Origin of the sequence: Corynebacterium macclintockiae (assembly GCF_027570165.1) — a bacterium.
GTDB classification, from domain to species: Bacteria; Actinomycetota; Actinomycetes; order Mycobacteriales; family Mycobacteriaceae; genus Corynebacterium; species Corynebacterium macclintockiae.
On sequence record NZ_JAKMUV010000001.1, the window covers coordinates 146,877 to 169,329 of the forward strand.

Sequence of the window (22,453 nt, forward strand, 5' to 3'; positions counted from 1 at the left end):
TGTGTCACGTGTCTGCCCTACCTGTTCTTTCCGTACTATTCGTTCCGTCCTCGTCGCTTACCTCGTCCGCAGTTTTATCAATCGACCCGGACAACCTAGTTTCATAATAGAACATAGGTTCGACATTTTCTAAGGTTTCGTAGCAAACCTCCAGCTCGTGCTTCGCCTTCAGCTGATCTACCGCATGCCATGTCACCGACCGCAGAGCCTCATTCAAAGCCTTCTGGTCACCCTGTTCCATCCCGGATTCCCACCGCAGCGGCTCCCATTCGATTAGTTCCGCCGACGTGCCCCAGAATGCTTCCGAATCGACTTGTTCCGGCTGGTTAGCCTGCTTGTCTAAGCGTTCCTGTTCTTGCGGTTGCCTATTTGGGGACGCCCCCACGCCCCCGCCACCCCAGCCCTGCACTGGGCGCAGCAGCTCCTGTGGGTTCAATCCCCGCCATTTCAGAAGGAGACTGGGGTCCCGATCCAGCCTCTCAGCCGCCGAGTAGGCCAGCGCCACCACGTGTTTGCAGATCGCGGACTTGTCCGGGCACGTACAGCTCACCCGGTTGACGTGCCCGGGATGTAGCAGCACCGATGCAACGTCCAAGCCCGGCGCGCCGCCACCCAGGAGGGAGCGGACATGCGAGCTATCGGTCAGCATCTCGTGGTGCACGAAATCCCTCTGCCGATCCGTAAGCCCGCGCAGATGAATGGACGTTTCAAACGGCTCCAACTGCGAGCCGTGGATCAAGCCTGCTACGACGTTCTCCGCAAACTCCACGCTCAGGACCTTCCCACCCCGGAAGTACTCTCGACCGCGCGCCAGCCGCCCGGAATCCGTCGACCTAGATATTGCCTCCATCAGCTGCGAACTAGCCCAGCTATCCTCACCGCGGATGTGCGTGCCGTGCTGATCGCGCAGGCGGTTCATCTCCTGGCGTCGTTTAGCTCCAAAATCGGCGAGCACCACGTTCTCACCCCAGGTCGCATCGGTGCGCGTGCGTTTCCTCGGCTGCTTGTTAACCATCGTTATCCTCCAGCTGGGTGGACTCGCGCAGCTGCAGCAGTTCACTGAGCTCCGCGTCATCGAGGTTGGCGATCCACCCTTCGCCTGCACCGACAATGTCCCCCGCCAGCTCGCGTTTGCTCATGATGATGTCGTGGATTCTTTCGTCGATGGTGCCCTGCACCACCAGCTTATAGACCTCCACGGACTTGTTCTGGCCGATTCGGTAGGCGCGATCTGTGGCCTGGTCTTCCACCGCCGGATTCCACCAGCGGTCGATGTGAATCACTACCGAGGCTTCGGTCAGGGTGATGCCAGTACCGCCCGCCCGCACCGACAGGATCATAATCGGCGGCCCATCGGCGCTCTGGAAAACGCGGACCATCTGCGTGCGCTTGGCACGCGACAGGCCGCCGTGCAGCACGGGAACCTCCACGCCGAAGGTGCTCTGCAGTTCCGGTGCCAGCATCTTGCCGAAGGTCGGGAACTGTGTGAACATCAGTACCTTCTTGCCTTGTTCCAGCGCCTGGCCGGCGATCTCGAAGATGCGCTCGACCTTCGCCGAACGGTGCTTCCCGTCTGCCAAAATCCCCGACCCGTCACCCGCAAAATGCGCCGGGTGGTTACAAATCTGCTTGATCTTCACCAATGCGCCCAGGATGTTGGCGCGCCGTTTGCCGCCGGGCAGCTGCAGGCGCATCTCCATGTCCTTAATGAAGGACTCGTACAGCGCCGCCTGTTCCCTAGACAATGGAACGCGCTCTACGATGTCCTGCTTCTCCGGCAAGTCCAGACCAATCGCGGCGTCGCCCTTCAACCGGCGCAGAATAAACGGCTGTACCAGCCCACGTAACCGCCGCTTGGCTTCCTCATCCCCGTAGCGCTCAATGGGGATGGCCAAGCGATTCTGGAACGCCGCGGCGGATCCGAAGATCCCTGGGTTCGCGAAGTCCATGATGGCGTACAGGTCGCTCAACCGGTTTTCCACCGGGGTGCCCGTCAACGCAATGTGGGTCGCAGCGCCCAGCGAGCGCACCGCCCGGGACTGCTTCGTCGCCGGGTTCTTAATCGCCTGCGCCTCGTCGGCTACCACTCTTCCCCACTGAACTTGCTGGTAACGGGCAGTGTTCCGGGCCACGCGCCCGTAGGTTGTCACCACCAGATCCGGCTGCTTCGTTGTGCCTTCGAGCCCCCGAGACGTGGCGTCGCCAAACTCCTCATCAGTGAGCAACCCCGAACCGTGATCGACCAGGACCTTCAGACTCGGCACGTGCAGCGCGGCCTCGGCACGCCACGCCTCCACAACGGTGGTGGGCGCAACGACAAGGGTCGGACCTTCGCAGTCGTCGACCTCACGCTCCCATGCCAGCAGCGACAGCACCTGCAGAGTCTTGCCCAGACCCATGTCATCGGCCAGGATCGCGCCGATGCGGTGGCGGTGCATCCAGGCCAGCCAGCTTAAACCGCGGCGCTGGTGGTCGCGCAGCGTGGTTCGCACCGCAGCGGGCACCTGCACCGGCTCCGGAGGATCCAATTGCGCCTCACCATCCAGCAGTCGCGCCACCCATCCGTCGGCAACCACCCGGAACTCATGGTCGGCATCGACCACCTCGGCGGCGCTTAACAGGTCGGCTTCCACAATGTCCCGCACACTAACGGTGACGTCGCCGACGGGCGCATCCTGCTCCTTTGTCACCTCCGCGAACCACTTGCGGGCAGCAGACAGGGCCTCCTGATCCAGGAACACGTATTCGCCGTTGATGCGCACGATCGCTTCGGCCGCATTGAGCAACTCCTGGCGTGTGGCCTCGTCGAGATCCCCGTCTGCCCCACCAGCACCGCCGGCACCATCGCCGCCCAGGCTGACCTCCCACGAGAAGTTCATCAGCTGGTCCATCCCCAACTTTCCCGATCCCGGCCCCTGCCCCACCGGAGTCGCCGTCGCCTTCACCCGCGGGCGCACCTTGCCCCATTCGCGCGGGATCATCACGCCGAACCCGGCCTCCCGCAGCGCCGGCGCTCCTTCTTCTAGGAAGCTCGCGAGCTCGGTGATGTCCAGGTTCGTGCCCAAGGTCGGCTGTTCGCTCGGCAATTCTTCTGGACGCCACCATCCCCGCTGCTGTGGATTCGCGCCAATGTTGATCCACGTCAGCAGGCTACGCACGTGCGGGTTGAACTCTTTCCACGCTTCCTCTGCCCGGTAGAGGCCACGGATGATCTGCTCCCTGAGCTCTTCGTCCATGGTGGCGGGGTTGAGAGGTTCAAAGGGGCCACCATTCAGCGAATAGGCGATCTGTAGCCACCAACTCGGCGTAGCACCGCCTACTGCTGGATTGTCGGCGGTCTCTTCTTCCTGTTCTTCCTGTTCTTCCTGCACCTCCGACGGAGTAGACAACAGAAAGACCAGCTGCCCGGCCTGCGCTTCAGCCTCGCGCCGCCACTGCCCCAGGTTGACGACGGTGCTGGCCCCTCCACGTCGGGTGGCCGTGCCCGTCGCCAGGGCGCGGACGAAGTCGGAGGTAAAGTCGCCCAGCTCGCGGCGCAGGTGCGCCACAGCGATCCAGTGAGCAAACTCGTCGGCAATCCGCTCCACCACATCGGCGCCGCCGTTTCGCGTGAGCACCCCAGGCACGCGCGTGCGGAATTCTTGCAGCACCCGCATGTGGTCGCCCGCCGGCGACAGAGTCCACCGGGGGAACCACTGATCGTCGACGCGTTCCATGCGCACCATTACCCGCCCAGCAAGTACCGCTTCCTCAACGAAAGTGCAGAGCTGCATAAGAAATGTAGCTTCCGCACCGAGTCCATCGATCAGTCCAGATTTAGTACCCTGCCCAGAACTAATATTATTATTCGCATACTCGCATAATGCCCCCATTAACCCAACAGATTCTTCGGGCGTTAGAGCCACCGCAGGAACCGGCAATTCCTTCACCCGCCCACGGGGCGTGGCCAACCACATTCCACCCCGATTTCGCCACGGTCGGGACCCCAGGATTTCCATACAAACCGCAGGCAGATCGCCTGATTCAAGTTCATCGATATCGAGCACCACCCCGTGGCCTGCAACGCGCTCTACCCACAACCACAGCCCGCCCGATGTGGGTGCAACAACGTGCATCTGATGCGTGTATCCCATGGTGGAAGTTTTACCACGTACCCCAGACAACCTTCGCAGCGCAGAACTGTTCGCTAACGTGGATACGGAGTTGTGCGCGTCACACATGCGCGCGCCTTCTGTACTTCGGAGCACAGAGAGCCCGAAAGCTGACGTATAGAACTTATACATTCAACTTGAGGAGATGACTGTTTATGGCTGACCAGACATGGTTTGTCATAGCCATGGTGATCTATCTGTTCATCATGCTGCTGATTGGACTTTATAGTTTCAACCAGACCGACGAGTATGAGGATTACATGCTCGGCGGACGCAACCTGCACCCCTTCGTCGCCGCTTTGTCCGCCGGCGCTTCAGACATGTCCGGCTGGCTGTTGATGGGCCTGCCGGGCCTCATCTATGCGACAGGTTTTGGCGGAACATGGATGGCCATCGGCCTGCTGATCGGTGCCGCCGTGAACTGGATCGTCACCGCTCCGCGCCTGCGCTCCTACACCGAGGTGGCGAACAACTCCATCACGATCCCTTCCTTCCTGGAGAATCGCTTTAACGACCGCAGCCACTTCCTGCGCATCGCCGCCGGCATCATCATCCTGGTGTTCTTCACCTTCTACGTAGCCTCCGGCATGGTCGCCGGTGGCGTCTACTTCGAGTCCACCTTCGAGGGCGACTACCTGACCGGCATGATTATCATCGCCGCCGTCACCGTGGCTTATACCTTCATCGGTGGCTTCCTGGCCGTATCCTTCACCGATACCGTCCAGGGCTGCATCATGTTCGTCTCCCTGCTCCTGGTGCCGGTCATGGCACTGTTGCACATGGATGATCCGGGCGCGATCTGGACCTACCAGCTGGAAAACTCTTACGGCCTCGATTCCATTGAGCCGAACCCGGACTGGTTCTCCCTGTTTACCGGCGTTTCCTTCATCACCATCATCTCCAACGCCGCGTGGGGTCTCGGCTACTTCGGCCAGCCGCACATCATCGTGCGATTCATGGCGCTGCGTAGCCCGTCCGATGCCCGCGCAGGTATGCGCTACGGTGTCGGCTGGATGTTCCTGTGCATGGTCGGCTCCGTCATGGTCGCCATCATCGGCCCTGCATTCTTCGGCATGGACCCCTCCATCGCCATCAATGACCAGGATAAATTCGAATCTATCTTCCTGGACATGGGTCGCATCCTATTCCACCCGCTATTGGCTGGTCTGATCCTGACCGCCGTTCTGGCAGCGATCATGTCCACCATTTCCTCTCAGCTGCTGGTTGTTTCCTCCGCGCTGATCGAGGACATCTACAACGGCCTGATCAACAAGAATGCGTCCGACCAGTCCCTGAAGAATCTCTCTCGAATCTCCGTGCTGGTTGTCGCTATCTTCGCCGGCGTGATTGCTCTTAACCCGGAGTCCGGAATTCTTGGCCTGGTCGAGTTCGCCTGGGCGGGCTTCGGCGCCTCCTTCGGCCCGGTCATCTTGGCTTCGCTGTACTGGCGCCGCCTCAACGCTCCGGGTGCCGCCGCGGGCCTGGTCACCGGTGCTATCGTCGCCTTCATCTGGGGCGGTCTACCGCAGTTCGGCGTTATCGAAAAGCCCTTCGGTCTGTACGAGATGATCCCGGGCGTGGCTCTGAACGTCATCGTCATGGTCACCGTCACCCTGCTCACGAAGGCTCCGTCCAAGGCGATTACCGATACCTTCGACGAGGCAGCCAAGCTGTCCAAGGTCGCTACGAAGAAGGACATCGACTTCGAGGAAGCCGCCGAGGTTGTCGCCAAGTAGTCACCCAAGGTTAATTGCTTGAAATCCAAGCGAACCTTTCTAGCGCCGCTGCAGTCTATTACTGCATGCGGCGCTTTTTCTTGCCTTCTTCCCGCCCCACTCTCTTTCGCCCCGCCCCCTTCACCATTTACTGCCTTCTCCTGGCCGTGCTGGTCGCTGGTGTTGCTTGGGTGAGGACGCCACATCGTCACCACCCCCAAGATCAACAAGCGGTCACGGAATACCTGCAACGCATCCACCAAATTCCCGCCCGTCCCCGGGTGATTGGCTATTCGCGGGAACGCTTCGGCGATGGATGGGGCATGCAGGTCACAAACCTGGGTATCTGCACCACCCGCCACCTGTTGTTGGTGCAAACCTTCGGGGGTTCCTCCGGCGGATGTGCCAGCAACAACGCAGGCGGTGCATCGGGGGAACGAGGGGGCGTCGATCCCTATACACATCAAGACATGGACCGCCAGAACGTCGACATCGACCACATCGTCCCACTAGCGGCGGCGTGGGACCTGGGAGCCTATGCTTGGCCGGAGGCACAGCGGCAAGAGTTTGCCAACGATACGCTGCGGAACTTGGTGGTCACGGACTCTGCGGTGAACCGGGAAAAGTCCGATGCCACGCTGAGCGAGTGGCTGCCTCCCGTAGACCAGTGTGCTTATAGCGCACGCTTCGTGCGGGTAATCGGCGACTATGGCCTGGCCTTGGCGGAGGCAGACGCGCGCGCTGCTCGTGAAGCCTGCGACATTTAACTTTGCCCCCTCGCTTATGCTCCGTGGTCGCTCTAGGTTCGCTCAGGGTTCGCTCTGCGGTAGCTCTGGGGTAGCTCTGGGGCGCATGAAGCGCCCGGCGGACGTGCGGGAATGGGTGGGCTGTCAAAGTGACAAGTCACCTGCTGATCTGTCAAAGTAGAGGACATGTCTACTTTTATTGTTGCCCTTCACGTTCTGGCTGCGATCCTGCTGATCGGCCCCGTTGCCATCGCTTCTTCCATGTACGCGCCGCAGTTCCGCAAGGCGCAGTCCGGTGACCAAGCTGCTGTCGGCGCGTTGCGCCTGGTTCACCGCATCACCCGCGCATACGGGTTTGTTTCTCTGCTGGTTCCGGTGCTGGGTCTGGTTGCATTCTTCACCGTCGATGGAGCAATGAAGGAGCACGCCCTGCACTTCGCCCTGCTGCTGGCCATCGTCGCCTGGGGCATCCTTATCGCCCTGGTTATCCCCAGCCAGCGCAAAGGCCTGGTTGCACTGAATGCTGTCGAGGCTGGCGACGCTCCGGCTTCCGAGACTGAAGCTGCCAAGGCTGCGGACGCAGATACCTCCAAGATCCCGGGTCAGGCTGCAATGTTCGCCGGCATCTTCAACTTGCTGTGGCTGATCACTGCAATCCTGATGTTCATCTAGCCAAAAAATTTTTTAGACGGTCGCTCAGACCGAAAAACGCACCCTCGGGGTGCGTTTTTGTTTGATGTCGCTGGGACAGCCTTCTAGGGCGCAAAAGAGCCGGCGCCCCTACCAAGGGGTGCCGGCCTTCATTGCTAGTGGCGGCCACCTCGGTGCCCACGGTCGCCCTTAAAACCGTGACCTCCTCGACCACCGTGTCCGCCGCGACCACCGCGGCCATTACGGTCATCGCGACCACCTCGATCGCGACCACCGCGGCCATTCCAATCACCACGGTCGTCCCGGCGGTCGAACCCGCGACCGCCGCGGTCCCGTCCCCCGCGGTCGCCGCGGCCACCGTGATCACGGTCGCCACGTCCGCCACGATCATAACCACGCCCACCGCGGTCGCCACGATCGCGATCGCCGAAGTCATTGCGGTGCTGGCGCTTATGGCTGCCCGGACGGCCAGACGGCGCACCCGGATCCGGTTCGATATTGATCAACTGACCGGACACGCGGGTCTGATCCAGCGCGTGGAAGACCTCCATCGGCAGATCCACCGGAAGCTCCACCAGGGAGTGCTCCGCGAAAATGCTGATACGACCGAAGTCGCGGGAGTTCATACCGCCCTCGTTGGCCAAAGCACCCACAATGGCACCCGGGCGGACTCGCTGACGGTGCCCCACCGACAGACGGTACACGGCAAATTCCTTGCCACTGCGGTCCGTGATGCGCGGAGCTTCCTTGTTGAAGCGCTCGTCGATCGGCCTGTAGGCTCCGCCGCCGTTGCGGGAATCGTCGCCATAGCGATCCTCCCGGCGGCGCCGCGGGCGCTCCTCCTTCGGCTTCTCCTTCATCAGGAAATCCTCACCCGCCTGCAGCTGGGTGGCCAGAGCTGCGGCGATATCCGCAAGCTCCACCTCGTTGGACTCCGCGTATTCCTTCACCAGGTCGCGGAAGATGCCGATCTGCGGATCTGCCAGAGACTCGGTCAAGCTGTCGCGGAACTTTTCCTTGCGAGCCTCGTTCACCGCGTCCACCGTGGGCAGCTCAATCTCATTCAACCGAGACTTAGTTGCCCTTTCGATGGCCTTCAGTAGGCGGCGTTCACGGGGCGTCACAAACAAAATAGCGCGACCCTTGCGACCTGCACGGCCCGTGCGACCAATGCGGTGCACATAGGACTCGGTATCGTGCGGAATGTCGTAGTTGAACACGTGCGTGATGCGATCGACATCCAGGCCGCGGGCAGCAACATCGGTGGCCACGAGGATATCCAAGCGGCCGTCCTTCAACTGGTCCACAGTGCGTTCACGCAGGTTCTGCGGGATATCGCCATTGATGGCAGCCGCGTTGAAACCGCGGGCGCGCAGGCGCTCGGCCAGCTCCTCGGTCTCGTTCTTCGTGCGCACGAACATGATCATGGCCTCGAACTCAGTGACCTCGAGGATGCGGGTCAGCGCGTCCAGCTTGTCCCGGTGGCTGACCAACAGGTAATCCTGCTCGATGTTTTCGCTAGTCCGCTGAGTAGCCTTGACCGTGATTTCCTGCGGATCATTCAGGTACTGCTTCGATAGGCGACGAATGCCGGAGGGCATCGTCGCAGAGAACAGCGCAACCTGCTTGTCGCTGGGCGTATCCTCCAGGATGCGCTCGACATCCTCCTGGAAGCCCATGTTCAGCATCTCGTCGGCTTCGTCGAGCACCATGAAGCGCAGCTCGGAGATATCCAGGCTGCCCTTTTCCAGGTGATCAATCACACGGCCGGGGGTACCAACCACAATGTGCGCGCCACGGCGCAGGCCGGACAGCTGCACGCCATAAGCCTGGCCGCCGTAGATCGGCAGCACGTGAATGCCACCCAGGTGCTCGGCGAAAGACTGGAAGCTCTCGGCAACCTGCAGCGCAAGCTCGCGCGTCGGCGCCAATACAAGCGCTTGGGGGTGACGCTTCGACACGTCAATGCGGGACAGAATCGGCAGCGCAAATGCTGCCGTCTTACCGGTACCGGTCTGCGCGAGGCCGACCACGTCGTGGCCTTCCATCAGCACCGGAATGGTCTCTGCCTGAATCGGGGATGGTACTTCGAAACCGACCTTCTTGACCGCAGCTAGAACGTTGTCTGGTAGTCCTAGGCCGTCAAAAGAGGGTCGCTCGTCGCCCTTGTCTGGGGTCTTGACCGGATCGTTGACCGGGTCGTTGTCTGGGTCGTTATCTGGAACTTTCGCTTCGGCGTTCTCAGACTCTACTGCCTCATTGGTCACACTCTGTGACTCTTGCTTTTCTACGGCAGAATCCTGCGAAGAATTCTCCGTGATGTCACCCTGCAGTTCACTCTGAGATACCACCTCGTCATTGGCCGGCTGGTTTACGTCGCCGGTGACGTTTTCAGTATCACTCATCGTTGCCCAAGCCTACGCGCACTGGAAGGATAAAGCGATTTACAGACCTAAAGACCTAACTGCTCGATCACATGGTTGGCTGCGCGCTGTCCACTTCGGAGTACCCCGTCGATACTCGGTGTCGCGTGCTGGGCGCCTGCCAGGGCGATGCGACTGCCTTGAAGTTCCCGCTCCCCGATCTTCTTGCCTATGCGCTGCAGGCTCTTGGGGAGGATAAGCGGGATGGCGTCAATAAACTTTTGCTCCGTCACCAGCTCCCAACCGGAAGGATCAACACCGAACAGGGTGCCCAGACCGCGCTGCACTTCATCGACGTTCGGCCCGTCCGCAGGGTTAGCTCCGCGCGGGTGCACGTGGTTGCAGGCCACCAGGTGCTTGCCCGGCGCATAGCTCGGCGCAGCGGCTGTCACTTCCGTGGCGGAGGTAATGGGGGTGCTGCGGGTGCCGTCGACGGCGAACAATGCCTCGTCGGCCACTGGCTCATCAGAGACGAACCACCAGGAAGACACGCTGGCCGTAGGTACCTCGGGTGAGCCCAACAGCTTCGTTTCCTGCTTCGAATCGACGGCAACGATGACGTGGGAAAAATGCTCGGTGTTGCCTGACCCCTTGTCGGTACCTTCACCCTCCGCGCCAACTGTCACGCGCACGCCGTCGCCGTCCTCGGCTATCCGCACGACCGGTGAATTCAGCCGGTAGTCCACACCGGGCACGCGCGCCAGCATCGTCACCAGGTCCCCCATGCCGTTTTCCAGCACAGCCAAGTTGCCTCGCAGCAGGGTACCGACCATCCACTTGGCAAAGATCGCCGAAGACTCGCCCTCGGCATCGAAGAGAAACGCGCGCAGTAGCGGATCGATCGCCACCGCGCGGGTGCGCCGGTGCACGCCACGCTGGTCGAGCGACTCGCAGACCTTCACGTCCTCGTCCATGTGCTGCTGCTTGATCGTCCGCAGCTCCAGGCTGGAGCGGTGGGACAGTTCAGACCTTAGCCATTTACGCAGGGCAATCAGGTCGCGGAAGGATAGTGCACTACGCGCCTTGGAACGCATCAGGCGGGGAATCAGGTGCGGTGCGCGGATCGGGTCGCAGACAAGCGCCAACCCGTCATCTGTGAGTGTCTGGATCGCAGGCTGGAAATAGCGAATCCCCAGGGCAGAGTACTCGCCTGGCTGCAGCAGTTCCTTCACTGCCGGGTACCAGGAGTTAAATGTTTGCAGCCCATGATCGACAGTGATGCCGCCAATCTTCTCCGAGCGGACCCGCCCGCCCAGCTGGTCACTTGCCTCAAAGACAGTGCAGGTCACACCACTTTTACGCAAAGTACGAGCGGCAGCCAGACCAGCCAGCCCGCCACCGACGATGGCTACATTCTGCGTGTTGCCACCTACCGTGCCCTGTGCCATATTCGTCGCTCCCAAAACTGTCGCTCGACTGCCTGCCCACGTTTTCTTCGCCCCATGCTATCGCACCGGGCGCCGCGTTCGGTCGTTCAAACCATCTTCCCTTATTCGATTGTTTGTTCTATTCTTTTTTCTTAGTGACGCCACCTTGTCCGCCCCCTCCCCTAGTGTTCGCCCTTGAACGCAAGCCACTGCCGACGGATCTCCACCGTGGAGCCCCGGCACAGCACAAGCCTGAAGCAAAGGAAGTGAACAGCACCATGAATTCCCGCATCACCACGTCGCACACCATCAACGCCTCCACTGCGGTTCGCCGTTTTGGCTTGGGCGAACCTCATCGGACTGCGCAGGAAGCCCGCGCAATCCTGCGCCATCCACGCAGCTTGATTCGCATTACACCCGGCTGGCGGGCACCCAGCTTCTACGTTGGAGCGGGCGAATCCACCGCGGTGGTACACATTTCCCGGCGCCGCATGTCGCCCCTGATGTGGCGCAGGCTTTCCCAGAGCTCAGCACCCACTGGTCAAGAACTTTTCCTCGTCACGGCATCCGTGGAAGGCCCCCGCTGGATGTCCCACAGTTCGGCACGGCTATTGGAGTTGATCCTTGGGCAAGCGTGGACCGTAAAGGAGGACCCGCAGGAATTCAGGGATAACGATCACCAGCGGCAGGTGCGCCTGACGTGGCATGCACTGATGACTAAGGAGGATCTGCGGGCGGGCGATAGCTCGACTCCACAGGTGGCCTAGTCCTCGTCGTCCTCGTCATCGAAGTCTTCTCCGTCGAAATCTTCGTCAAAGTCTTCATCGTCGAACGGGTAGTCCTCCAGTGGAACGAGCAGCTCCTCCCACTCGGTGGCCTGCACCTGCGCTACCGCCAGGGCGTTAAAGAGCTGGTCGAAATCCTTGAAGGTGCCAAGCTCCAGAGTCTCCTGGGTCATCTCGGCGGCGTCTTCCAGCACGTTCTGGTACATCATTTCGCGCTCGAAGTCCGTCAGCGTCTCATCCGCTTCCAGTTCCGCTACAGCCTGGTCGATCAGCTCGTCGTAGTCCTCACCGAAGGTAACGAAGGTCACGGTAGCCTCGGGCTCATCGGAACCCGATCCCAGCAGCACGGTGATCATGGAGTCGGTTCCAACCTCCGCGCGCACCAGCATCGGTTCAATCAGATCCTGCTCGAACTCCAGGTCAGAGATGCGATCGTCGGTACCCTCCAGCAGGTCGTGCAAAACGGTAATGCTCTGATCGGTAGCGATGTACCGGGCAACCTCCGCGACCGCAGCCTCCACAGAGAAGACCACGCCGACCAGGGTGGCCTCAAACTCCTCAATCCCCTCTTCCTCGTCTAGCTCCCCCTTAGCCAGGAAGACATTAGCCGAATCAATGCCTGCCGTCGTACCGGTCTGCTCGATCTGCTGGAACTGGATTTCCAGCTCCGGGGCGATCGGCACAAACAGCATTCCATCATTTACGCGAGACTCAATCCCCTCAGTGTCCAGCGCTTTCGCAATGTCCTCGTAGAAACCCACAGCCAATGTCTCCTAGTGTTTGAGGTGTTTGAGGTGTTCTTTCGCCCCGGCCACAACGTGCAATCCGTGACTTGGCCACCATAGTAACCCGATCTACACCAAAGCGTCCCCACACAAAACGACTTTCTTTACGCCCCTGCTTATCGTCCCGGTCTGGGCATCGCCACGGAGCTTTCATCCCCGTTCCAGCCCCGCATATCGAATTCCTCCCACACACGCCGGAACGGCGCCCGCGGATCCTCCTCCATGCGGGTCTCCCGCTCGAAAATCTGCGTGGCACGGTACATCGCGGTGTAGGGCTCCCACCCAGGGTGTGCGTCCCAGATGAAGCTCTTCCAGGATCGTTGCATGTGTTCGGACACCACGGCCAGCTCATCGCCCAACACGAAGCTGGCTTTCGAGGATTTGGCGTCACCAAAAAGGGCCGACAGCTCCATCGAGTGCATCGCTCCCACACCAAGGCGGCGCAACATCGTGGGCGCGTAATCAAAGCGATACATCCACACGGGCGCCCCGGCCGCCTGGTGCAACTCGGCCAGCCGTACGGATTGAGCCCAAAACACAGCGTCCGTCAGCATCTGCGCGAACACGCCACGGCGTCCAATATCTCCGTAGGCAGCCTCGATGTCCTCGGCTAACGCCGGGTCATGGGCGCGCAGCATCTCGCGGGCAGTCCTCAGCCGCGCGGACTTAGAGAAGAACAGAATCTGCGCCGCCGACAGCTCATCGTTGTTCGTACCAATGAGCAGCGGAATGCGCTGCTGCAGCGATTGTTCGAACACGTCCAGCGGGTGCTGCGACAACAACTCGCCGTCGATAGCAATACCAAAAGCAGCGTTCAGCTGCCGCAAACCGCGCCCTTTCCACAGCATCTGCTGCCCGGCGCGAACGACATCCGCAAAGGGCAAGGCACGCAGCTCGGCGATGGAGGTCGTGCGCGGCACCAGTCCGGAATATTGAGCCAGCTTCCGCGCCCACAGGTTCGACTGCGCGTTCGTGTGCACGCTCATGACTGGCGCGGACTGCAGGATTACCCGATGGAACAGCCCTCGCGCCGCGGGCATTGCCATGAGGGCCGCTGCAGACGTGCCTCCAGCGGACTCGCCCATCAACACCACGTTGTTCGGGTCGCCGCCAAAACTCTCGATGTTGCGTTGCACCCATTGCAGCGCCAGGATCTGGTCGCGGGTTGCGGGGTTGGCCTCGCAATCGTGGGCGTCCGGCACCTCCAGCGAACTCAAGTCCACATACCCCAGGGCTCCCAGGCGAAAGTTCAGGGCAACGTAAACCACGTCTAGCTCTTTGGCGAAGTTATGGCCACGCAGTACCGCTGTGTGCGAGGCACCGGCGAAGAACCCGCCGCCGTGGAGGAATACCACGACTGGCAGCTTGTCTTCCGTATCTGGCCGGACGATGTCCAGGTTCAGGCAATCCTCGTCGCCGATGACCTCGTCTTTCCAGTTGTAAGCCGTCTGGGGAGCAATATTTCCGTACTCATCCGCAGGCCACTCCCCTTCCCAATGCACAGGGTGTGGTGCCTTCCAGCGTTCTGCCGCACCGAAGGGGATGCCCCGCCACGTCCGCACCCCATCGATCCGCACGCCGTGCACGGTGCCGCCAGAGGTTTCTATTCGCGTGGCGCCTGTAGTCGTCATCTGTATTACTTTTGTCTTGCTTTCATCAAAGGTGTCCCACCATCCTATGCCGACTACTGCCAAAGTTTTGCCCTACTCTTGGGAAACATGGGTATTTTCAATTTCGGCAAGTCCGGCCATGCGCGCGACGAAGCCGCAGCTACTGCGGATCTGATTCACCAAGCTCAGCGCGCCCCCTATCCTTCGGGGCCGATCGCTCGCCGATTCTTCGGCGCGATCGATCGGACAGTGTCCGTCCAGGAACCGCTGATCCGTTCCTACGTCGCCAACATCGAAAAGAGGCACGGCGACGCCAGCCTGCAGCGCAAACAGGAAGTTCTAGACACGCACTTTAAGAACCTGGCCACGGGTTCCGGCGCGGGAACCGGCGGCGTGGCAGCCGTGCCGGGCGTGGGCACGTTGCTTTCACTTGCTGGCATTACCGCGGAATCCGCGCTGCTGGTCGAGGTATGCGCACTGTACGCTCTGGCCTCCGCGGAGCTGCATGGCATTGATATCTCAAAGGAAGAAACCCGCCGTGCTGTCGTGTACCTGGCTATCTCTGGAGCTACGGCCAAGGAACTGGTGCAGGCAATCGCCGAGGACAACACGTTCGGTTCCCTGAAGGCTGCGAACAACCTGCGCGGTACGTGGAAGCTGCGGGATACCAGCTCTGTGGAGCTCAAACAGGCCAACAATGTTCTGGTACGTTTCGCATTCCGCCAGGTCCGCAAGCGTTTCGGCGGGGCGATGTTTAAGAAGGTTTTGCCGTTCGGCGTCGGCGCCTACCTAGGCGCTAAAGCCAACCGCAAGATCGCGGAACACATGATCGACAACGTGCATGTCTTCATCCGCGAGGCTGACAAGATCCTCTAGTTCTCGCCCAGCTCGCGGCTAACTCTCATCCAGCCCCAGGAAGCCGCTGTTCGACGGTATGGGGTGGTCCGCGCCTCGCGTTAGAATCATCGGCGTGTTCAGAGTCATCCAAGAAGCCGCCCGACACCATCGATGGTTGTTCATTTCCGTCGTCGTGTTTTCGGTGCTGCTTCCTGTCATCGAGCTGCTTTTGCCACTCCTGGCGGGTGCCTCTGTGGATGGCAGCCGGCGCGCTATTGGGCTCCTGGTGGCCGCTGCCTGTGCGCGTTTTGTCGTGCAGTCGCTGCGTCGGTTCCTCGCCGGTACGTTCAGTGTGCGCACCCAGCACAGCCTGCGCACTCGGATGTTCCGCGCGATCCAATCCGTCGATGCGCAGCAGGGGCGAGCTTTCGGCACTGGCCAGGTCATTTCGCGCACCATCACCGATCTGACGAAGGTGCAGGGCACGGTAGCGATGTTGCCGTTGATGGCGACCAGCATGTTGGAGCTCGTTCTGATCTTCGCCGTGGTTCTCTGGATCTCCCCTCCCATCGCAGGCATTGTGGCGGTGCAGATTCCCCTGCTCTTCGCGGTGGCTTATGCCTCCCGCACGCGTCTGTACGAGCCGTCGTTGGCGTCACAGAAGCAGGCCGCGGTGATCGCCGAGCAGGTCGACCGCACGGTCTCTGGGGTCCAGGTAGTCAAGAGCTTCGCCCAGGAGCCCCGGGAGGTCGCCCGCTACAGGCGGGAATCGGCGAGGCACTACGGCATCAACATGCGCGTCGCAAAACTGAGTGCCCTCTTCCAGCCAGCTCTATCCGCCCTCCCAAACGTTGCTCTGGTCGCCGCAATCGGGCTGGGCGGATGGTTGGCGATGCGCGGCACGATCAGTGTGGGAGATTTCCTGGCTGTCTCCACGTACATCACGATGATCGCGCGCCTTGCCCGAATGGCAGCGGGGATGCTGGTCAATGTGCACGTCACCGAACCGTGTGCGGATCGTATTTTTGAAATTATTGACGCCCCGCCCCGCCCCACCGGCACCACACCTGTGCGCGGCCCGATGGGGTTCTCGGGGTTCCTCCCCATCTCGCCGAGAAACACCCCAGTAAGGCTGGACATTTCCCCCGGCAGCACCGTCATCGTGGAGGGTCCGGTGGCCTCGGGGAAGACGCGCCTGGCGCATGCTCTAGCCGGTTTGAACAGCGTGGATGCGCAGGATATCGAAGTCACCGACGGGGAGTCGGCAGAGTCGGGACGATCTGCACAGTCGATTCCGCTGCTGGAGATTCGGGAAGCCGACCGGCCCGCACTGGTGATGGATGAGGCCTTCCTCTATTCCGGCACGATCCGGGAAAACATCTTGCTCGGTCATTCGGCCACGGATCAGGAGGTGTGGGAAGCAGCGCGCCTGGCCTGCGCCGATACTTTCATCAGGGACGCTGGCGGGCTGGACACAATCGTCGGCGAGCGCGGAATCACCCTGTCCGGAGGGCAGCGCCAGCGCATCGCCATCGCCCGCATGCTGCTGCGTAAACCACACACGATCATTTTCGATGACGCTACCTCGGCCATCGACCAGGCCACCGAGGCGACAATCCTAGCTAACCTGCGCGCCACCATTTCCCGTCCCACCGTGGTTTACATCAGCCATCGAGCCGACGGGGGCTTCCGCAATCCGGACCAGGTAATCACTCTGCCCTCGGCGCGTCCCAACCCCGAAAACGACACAGTTAGCGAGCAGCCATCTGAGAATTCTGCAGAGAATTCGGCCGAGAAGCTCGCAGAATATCCGCCCGCCGAACCGCACATCGCGGATCTTTCCCTGCCGTCCGGCGGCGATGGTTTCCGCCTGCGCACCCTGTTCGGCATGGTGCCGGGTCTGATTGCGGCAGTTGTGGCGACCCTGCTGCTGTCCTCGGCCGCGGACATCGCCCTCCCCACCTTTATCCGCCACGCCATCGACCACGGAGTTGCGGCCAACGATATGCAGGCGCTCTGGATTACCTGTGGGGTCGCATTGATAGTAGTCGCAGCTTCCTGGGCGGCGCAGATCGCCAACACCATCCTCACCACCCTCACCGGCGAGAAGCTGATCTTTGCACTGCGCAACAGACTCTTTAGGCACATCACCGACATGGATCTGCTGTGGTTTCACCGCCAAGCCAGCGGCAGAATCATGACTCGTCTGACGACCGACATCGATTCGCTGTCCAACTTCCTGCAAACGGGTCTATCGCAGACGATCGTGTCCGCCTCCCTGGCACTGGGTATCGTCGGCATGCTGCTGGCCACCGACCTAACTTTGGCCGGAATAGTGGCACTGTTCTTGCCCGTCATCGTGGTCGCCACAGTCGTCTTCCGTATCATTTCCCGCCGCCTGTACAGCCGGGCACGCAACCAGGTCAGCCAGGTTAATGCAACGTTCCAAGAAGCCCTCATGGGGCTCAGTACCGGCCAGGCCTACAACTACGGATCCACTTTGCAGGGTCGACTGGATGAGGAATCCAGGCAATACCTCCGTCTGCGCACCTACTCGCAGACTGCCGTCAGCCTCTACTTCCCCGGCATCAATCTGTTGACTCAGCTGGCGCAGGCCGCGGTTCTCAGCGCCGGTGGAACCCTCGTTGCACAGGGACAGACCACCGAGGGCGCACTGGTGGCCTTCAGCCTGTACCTCACCATGCTCTTCGGGCCGATCCAGCAACTTTCCCAGGTATTCGACCAGTTCCAGCAGGCCAGCGTAAGTGTCTCGCGTATCCGGGAACTCCTCAACGAGCAACCAGCAATCACCGCACCCGCGAACCCAACTACGCCCGAGTTGTCGGCAGGCCCGGCGATCCGGTGTGAGGGCGTCATGTACAAGTACGGCGATGGCGAACCCACCGTGCAGATCAACCACACCTTCCGCGGCACCACGGCCGTGGTCGGCGCAACCGGGGCGGGCAAGACCACGCTGCTGCGATTGATCAACCGATTCGTGGAACCGACGGAAGGGGCGATCCTGGCCGACGGGGTGGATATCCGAAACTTCGACGTGCGCGACTGGCGACGTTGCATCGGCACTGTGCCCCAGGAACCACAACTTTTCGCCGGAACTGTCGCGGAGAACATCGCGTATGGCTCCGACAACGGCAGCGTGCTTGCTGCGGTAGAGCGCATCGGCGGGGCAGCTATCCTGCAGACGATCCCCGGCGGGCTGGGCGCCCACATCTCCCCCGGCGCACACGCGCTATCGGCGGGCCAGAAGCACATGATCGCCCTGGCACGCGCCGAATACATCCGCCCGGCGATCATGCTGTTGGATGAGGCGACGGCAAACATCAGCGACGAAGAGGAAGCGCAGATCGTCGAGGCGATTGCCCTCGCTACCCGCGAGCGCACGGCACTCATCGTCGCCCACCGGCTGCGCACCGCCGCGCGAGCCGACACGATCGTCGTGATGGAACACGGTCGAGTCGTAGAAATTGGCTCCCACAAAGAGCTGCTCCAGCGTGACGGAGCCTACGCTGAATTATGGAATGCCGCCCCAAGCCCAACTGCGGGTTTGTAGTAGGGTGGAACGACGAGACTTAGAGTCATTAAGGAAAGAGGCGAGGACCTGCTGTGAGCAGCGCGAATTTCGGTCAAAACGAATGGCTGGTCGATATGATGTACCAGCAGTATAAGGAAGACCCAAAGTCTGTCGACGCAGAATGGCGCGATTACTTTGAAGAAAATTCCTCCCCCGTAAGTACGTCGGGCAACACCCAGGCTGCGACGGGCAATGGATCTCAGAAGACCACCGTCACCCCTACCCGGGATACGACGGCCGGCGGTAAGCAGCCGAAGGGCTCTGCGTCCCAGAGCCAGACCCCTCAGAGCTTGGGCAGCAGCGCTAAGCCCACGCCGAAGCGCACCGTCCCGCCGGCACCGAAGCAGCCGGTTGAGGCTCCAGAACCGGGCAAGACCACCATTAAGGGCGCCGCAAAGGCCGTGGTGAAGAACATGGACATCTCCCTGGAGATTCCGACTGCTACGTCCGTGCGCGATATGCCGGCAAAGCTGATGTTCGAAAACCGCGCCATGGTCAACGAAACCCTGCGTGCGCGCGGTGGTGGCAAGATCAGCTTTACCCACATCATCGGTTACGCCCTGGTGCAGGCCGTCAAGGCTCACCCGGACATGAACAACTCCTACGAGGTCGTCGACGGCAAGCCGACCCTCGTTACCCCGGAGCACATCAACCTGGGTCTGGCTATCGACATGGTCGGAAAGAACGGCCAGCGTTCCCTGGTGGTCGCCGCCATCAAGGAAGCCGAGAACATGTCCTTCGGCGAGTTCGTCGAGAAGTACGAGGACGTTGTTCACCGCGGCCGCGAAGGCAAGCTGACGATGGACGACTTCACCGGCGTGACCATCTCCCTGACCAACCCGGGCGGTATCGGCACCCGCCACTCCGTGCCGCGCCTGACCAAGGGCCAGGGCGCCATCATCGGCGTGGGCTCCATGGACTACCCCGCTGAGTTCGCAGGTGCCTCCGAGGATCGTCTGGGCGAGATGGGCATCGGCAAGCTGGTGACCATCACCTCCACCTACGATCACCGCATCATTCAGGGCGCCGAATCGGGCGAGTTCCTGCGCACCATGAGCCGCCTGCTGATCAACGACGAGTTCTGGGATGACATTTTCCACGCCATGCGCGTGCCCTACGCTCCGACGCGTTGGAGCCAGGACCTGCCGAATATCGGCGTCGATAAGTCCACCCGCGTGATGCAGCTGATCGAGGCTTACCGCTCCCGTGGCCACCTGATCGCCGACATCAACCCGCTGCAGTGGACCCAGCCGGGTCTGCCGATCCCGGATCACTCCGACCTGAACATCGAATCCCACGGCCTGACCCTGTGGGACTTCGATCGCACCTTCCACGTCGGTGGCTTCGCTGGTCGCGAAACCATGACGCTGCGCGAGGTACTTGCCACCCTGCGCAAGGCCTACACCCTGAAGGTCGGTTCGGAGTACACCCACATTCTGGACGCCGAAGAGCGCAACTGGCTGCAGGATCGTATCGAGGCTGGCCAGGCAGAGTTCACCCCGGCTCAGCAGAAGTACATCCTGCAGAAGCTGAACTCCGCCGAGGCCTTCGAGAACTTCCTGCAGACCAAGTACGTCGGCCAGAAGCGATTCTCCCTGGAGGGCGCTGAAACGCTGATCCCGATGATGGATGCAGCCATCGACCGCGCAGCCGACGCAGCCCTCGACGAGGTCATCATCGGCATGCCGCACCGCGGCCGACTGAACGTGCTGGCCAACATTGTGGGCAAGCCCTACGCGCAAATCTTCACGGAGTTCGAGGGCAACATCGACCCGGCCGCCGCAGGCGGTTCCGGTGACGTGAAGTACCACCTGGGCCAGCAGGGCCAGTACCACCAGATGTTCGGCGATAACGAAATCGACGTTTACCTGGCTGCGAACCCCTCCCACCTGGAGGCCGTAAACCCGGTCATGGAGGGCATCGCCCGCGCCAAGCAGGATCAGCTGCACGAGAAGCACACCGTTATGCCGCTGTTGCTGCACGGTGACGCCGCGTTTACCGGCCTGGGCATTGTTCAGGAAACCATCAACCTGGCTCGCCTGGAGGCCTACGAGGTCGGCGGTACCGTCCACATCGTGGTGAACAACCAGATCGGCTTCACCACCACCCCGGATGCCGGCCGCTCCACCCACTACGCAACCGACTTGGCAAAGGGCTTCGACTGCCCGGTGTTCCACGTCAACGGCGACGACCCAGAGGCCGTTGTGTGGGTTGCACAGCTGGCTGTGGACTACCGCAACCGCTTCGGTAAGGACGTCTTCATCGACCTGGTGACCTACCGTCGCCGTGGCCACAACGAGGCCGACGATCCGTCGATGACCCAGCCGCTGATGTACAAGCTGATCGGTGAGACGAAGAGCTCCCGCGACCAGTACACCGAAACCCTGCTGGGCCGTGGCGACCTGACCGAGGAAGACATCGAGCGCGTTCAGCGCGACTTCCACGAGCAGCTGGAGACCGTGTTCACGCAGGTTCGCGAGGCAGAAAAGGGCGCTAAGCCGAAGGAACAAGGTGGCATCACCGGTTCCCAGGATCTGCCGCACGGTCTGGATACTTCCGTCGACCGCGCGCTCATCGAGCGCATCGGCGATCTCTTCGCCGACGTGCCCGACGGCCTCACCCCGCACCCGCGCGTTAAGCCGGTCATCAAGCGCCGCAAGGAAATGTCCCGCAACGGCAACATCGACTGGGGCTTTGCCGAGCTGCTGGCCTTCGGTTCCCTGGTGGACGGCGGCAAGTTGGTTCGCCTGGTCGGTGAGGACACTCTGCGTGGTACCTTCACCCAGCGCCACGCTGTCCTGTTCGACCACACCGACCACGACCGTTACAGCCCGCTGGAGGAACTCGCCCGCGAGTCCGGCAAGGGCGGCCGCTTCGAGACCTACAACTCCGCGCTGACCGAGTACGCGGGCATGGGCTTCGAGTACGGCTACTCCGTCGGTAACCCGGACGCTCTGGTCGCCTGGGAAGCACAATTCGGTGACTTCGCCAACGGCGCCCAGACCATCCTGGACGAGTACGTTTCTTCCGGCGAGGCCAAGTGGGGCCAGATTTCTTCCCTGGTTCTGCTGCTGCCGCACGGCTACGAGGGTCAGGGTCCAGACCACTCTTCCGCCCGCATCGAGCGCTTCCTGCAGATGTCCGCGGAGGGCTCCTGGACCATCGCCCAGCCATCCACTCCGGCGAACTACTTCCACCTGCTGCGCCGCCACGCACTGGGCTCCCTGAAGCGCCCGCTGGTTGTCTTCAGCCCGAAGTCCATGCTGCGTAACAAGATGGCGGTCTCCTCCGTGGAGGACTTCACCGAGGTCAAGAAGTTCCAGTCCGTCATTGACGACCCGAACCAGAACGGCAAGAACGAGAACATCAAGACTGTTCTGATGTGCTCGGGCAAGATCTACTGGGATCTGGAGAAGAAGCGTCAGGCTGACGGTCGCGATGATGTCGCCATCGTCCGCGTGGAGATGCTGCACCCGATTCCGTTCAACCGCATCAAGGATGCGCTGGATAACTACCCGAACGCCGAGGTGCGCTGGGTACAGGACGAGCCGGCCAACCAGGGCCCGTGGCCGTTCCTGGCTCTGCAGCTGCCGGAGCACATCCCAGGCATCCAGCTGAAGCGCGTTTCCCGCCGTGCACAGTCCTCCACCGCTACCGGTGTCGCAAAGGTGCACCAGCTGGAGCAGAAGCAGCTGCTGGAGGAGGCTTTCGAGTAAAACTCGGCAAGCCCTCAGCGGCTAGCTACTAGCCAGCAACAAGCCCGTTGCACTAGCGGCGGGCTTTTTCTTGGT

The 22,453-nt window shown here is 61.5% G+C and carries 13 protein-coding genes; 7 read left to right on the forward strand and 6 right to left on the reverse strand.

What is annotated here, in order from left to right:
* Positions 1-4: 4 nt before the first annotated feature.
* Together L8U58_RS00600 and L8U58_RS00605 are read right to left on the reverse strand one after the other, a co-directional pair.
* Complete coding sequence (locus L8U58_RS00600; RefSeq protein ID WP_269954459.1) at positions 5-1,015, reverse strand: SWIM zinc finger family protein; 1,011 nt, start codon at positions 1,013-1,015, stop codon at positions 5-7.
* Positions 1,008-3,773 (reverse strand): DEAD/DEAH box helicase, encoded by a 2,766-nt coding sequence (locus tag L8U58_RS00605; RefSeq protein ID WP_269954460.1) that lies wholly within the window; start codon positions 3,771-3,773, stop codon positions 1,008-1,010. Before L8U58_RS00605 ends, L8U58_RS00600 begins: the two co-directional genes overlap by 8 nt.
* A 533-nt stretch (positions 3,774-4,306) precedes the next feature.
* On the opposite strand from L8U58_RS00605, the gene putP reads away from it, so the two are divergent.
* The 3 genes from putP (at position 4,307) to L8U58_RS00620 (ending at position 7,284) form a co-directional block, all read left to right on the forward strand.
* On the forward strand, positions 4,307-5,887 hold the full coding sequence (gene putP / locus L8U58_RS00610) for a sodium/proline symporter PutP (protein WP_269954461.1): 1,581 nt from the start codon (positions 4,307-4,309) through the stop codon (positions 5,885-5,887).
* A 302-nt stretch (positions 5,888-6,189) separates the two neighbouring features.
* On the forward strand, positions 6,190-6,633 hold the full coding sequence (locus L8U58_RS00615; protein ID WP_269954462.1) for an HNH endonuclease family protein: 444 nt from the start codon (positions 6,190-6,192) through the stop codon (positions 6,631-6,633).
* A 165-nt stretch (positions 6,634-6,798) separates the two neighbouring features.
* On the forward strand, positions 6,799-7,284 hold the full coding sequence (locus L8U58_RS00620; protein ID WP_035000924.1) for a hypothetical protein: 486 nt from the start codon (positions 6,799-6,801) through the stop codon (positions 7,282-7,284).
* Positions 7,285-7,418: 134 nt separating this feature from the next.
* Here L8U58_RS00620 and L8U58_RS00625 read toward each other — a convergent pair whose 3' ends face one another.
* Positions 7,419-9,668 (reverse strand): DEAD/DEAH box helicase, encoded by a 2,250-nt coding sequence (locus tag L8U58_RS00625; RefSeq protein ID WP_269954463.1) that lies wholly within the window; start codon positions 9,666-9,668, stop codon positions 7,419-7,421.
* Between the two features lie 47 nt (positions 9,669-9,715).
* The gene (locus tag L8U58_RS00630) at positions 9,716-11,074 is read right to left on the reverse strand and encodes an NAD(P)/FAD-dependent oxidoreductase (protein WP_269954464.1); all 1,359 of its coding nucleotides are present in this window, start codon (positions 11,072-11,074) and stop codon (positions 9,716-9,718) included.
* A 257-nt stretch (positions 11,075-11,331) separates the two neighbouring features.
* Between L8U58_RS00630 and L8U58_RS00635 the strand changes: the two genes are divergently transcribed.
* Complete coding sequence (locus L8U58_RS00635) at positions 11,332-11,820, forward strand: hypothetical protein (RefSeq protein WP_269954465.1); 489 nt, start codon at positions 11,332-11,334, stop codon at positions 11,818-11,820.
* Here the strand turns inward: L8U58_RS00635 and L8U58_RS00640 are convergent.
* Together L8U58_RS00640 and L8U58_RS00645 are read right to left on the reverse strand one after the other, a co-directional pair.
* Positions 11,817-12,599, reverse strand: coding sequence for a hypothetical protein (locus L8U58_RS00640; protein ID WP_034978372.1), 783 nt, complete (start codon positions 12,597-12,599; stop codon positions 11,817-11,819). The two genes, L8U58_RS00635 and L8U58_RS00640, sit on opposite strands and share 4 nt — an antisense overlap.
* Before the next feature lie 140 nt (positions 12,600-12,739).
* Entirely contained in the window at positions 12,740-14,254 is a 1,515-nt protein-coding gene (locus L8U58_RS00645; RefSeq protein WP_269954466.1) for a carboxylesterase/lipase family protein, read from the reverse strand.
* Positions 14,255-14,341: 87 nt separating this feature from the next.
* Between L8U58_RS00645 and L8U58_RS00650 the strand changes: the two genes are divergently transcribed.
* The 3 genes from L8U58_RS00650 to L8U58_RS00660 all read left to right on the forward strand — a co-directional run bounded on the left by L8U58_RS00650 (position 14,342) and on the right by L8U58_RS00660 (position 22,378).
* The gene (locus L8U58_RS00650) at positions 14,342-15,109 is read left to right on the forward strand and encodes a hypothetical protein (RefSeq protein WP_043014837.1); all 768 of its coding nucleotides are present in this window, start codon (positions 14,342-14,344) and stop codon (positions 15,107-15,109) included.
* A 94-nt stretch (positions 15,110-15,203) separates the two neighbouring features.
* Complete coding sequence (locus tag L8U58_RS00655; protein ID WP_269954467.1) at positions 15,204-18,641, forward strand: ABC transporter ATP-binding protein; 3,438 nt, start codon at positions 15,204-15,206, stop codon at positions 18,639-18,641.
* Between the two features lie 53 nt (positions 18,642-18,694).
* The gene (locus L8U58_RS00660; RefSeq protein WP_269954468.1) at positions 18,695-22,378 is read left to right on the forward strand and encodes a multifunctional oxoglutarate decarboxylase/oxoglutarate dehydrogenase thiamine pyrophosphate-binding subunit/dihydrolipoyllysine-residue succinyltransferase subunit; all 3,684 of its coding nucleotides are present in this window, start codon (positions 18,695-18,697) and stop codon (positions 22,376-22,378) included.
* Positions 22,379-22,453 lie beyond the last annotated feature (75 nt).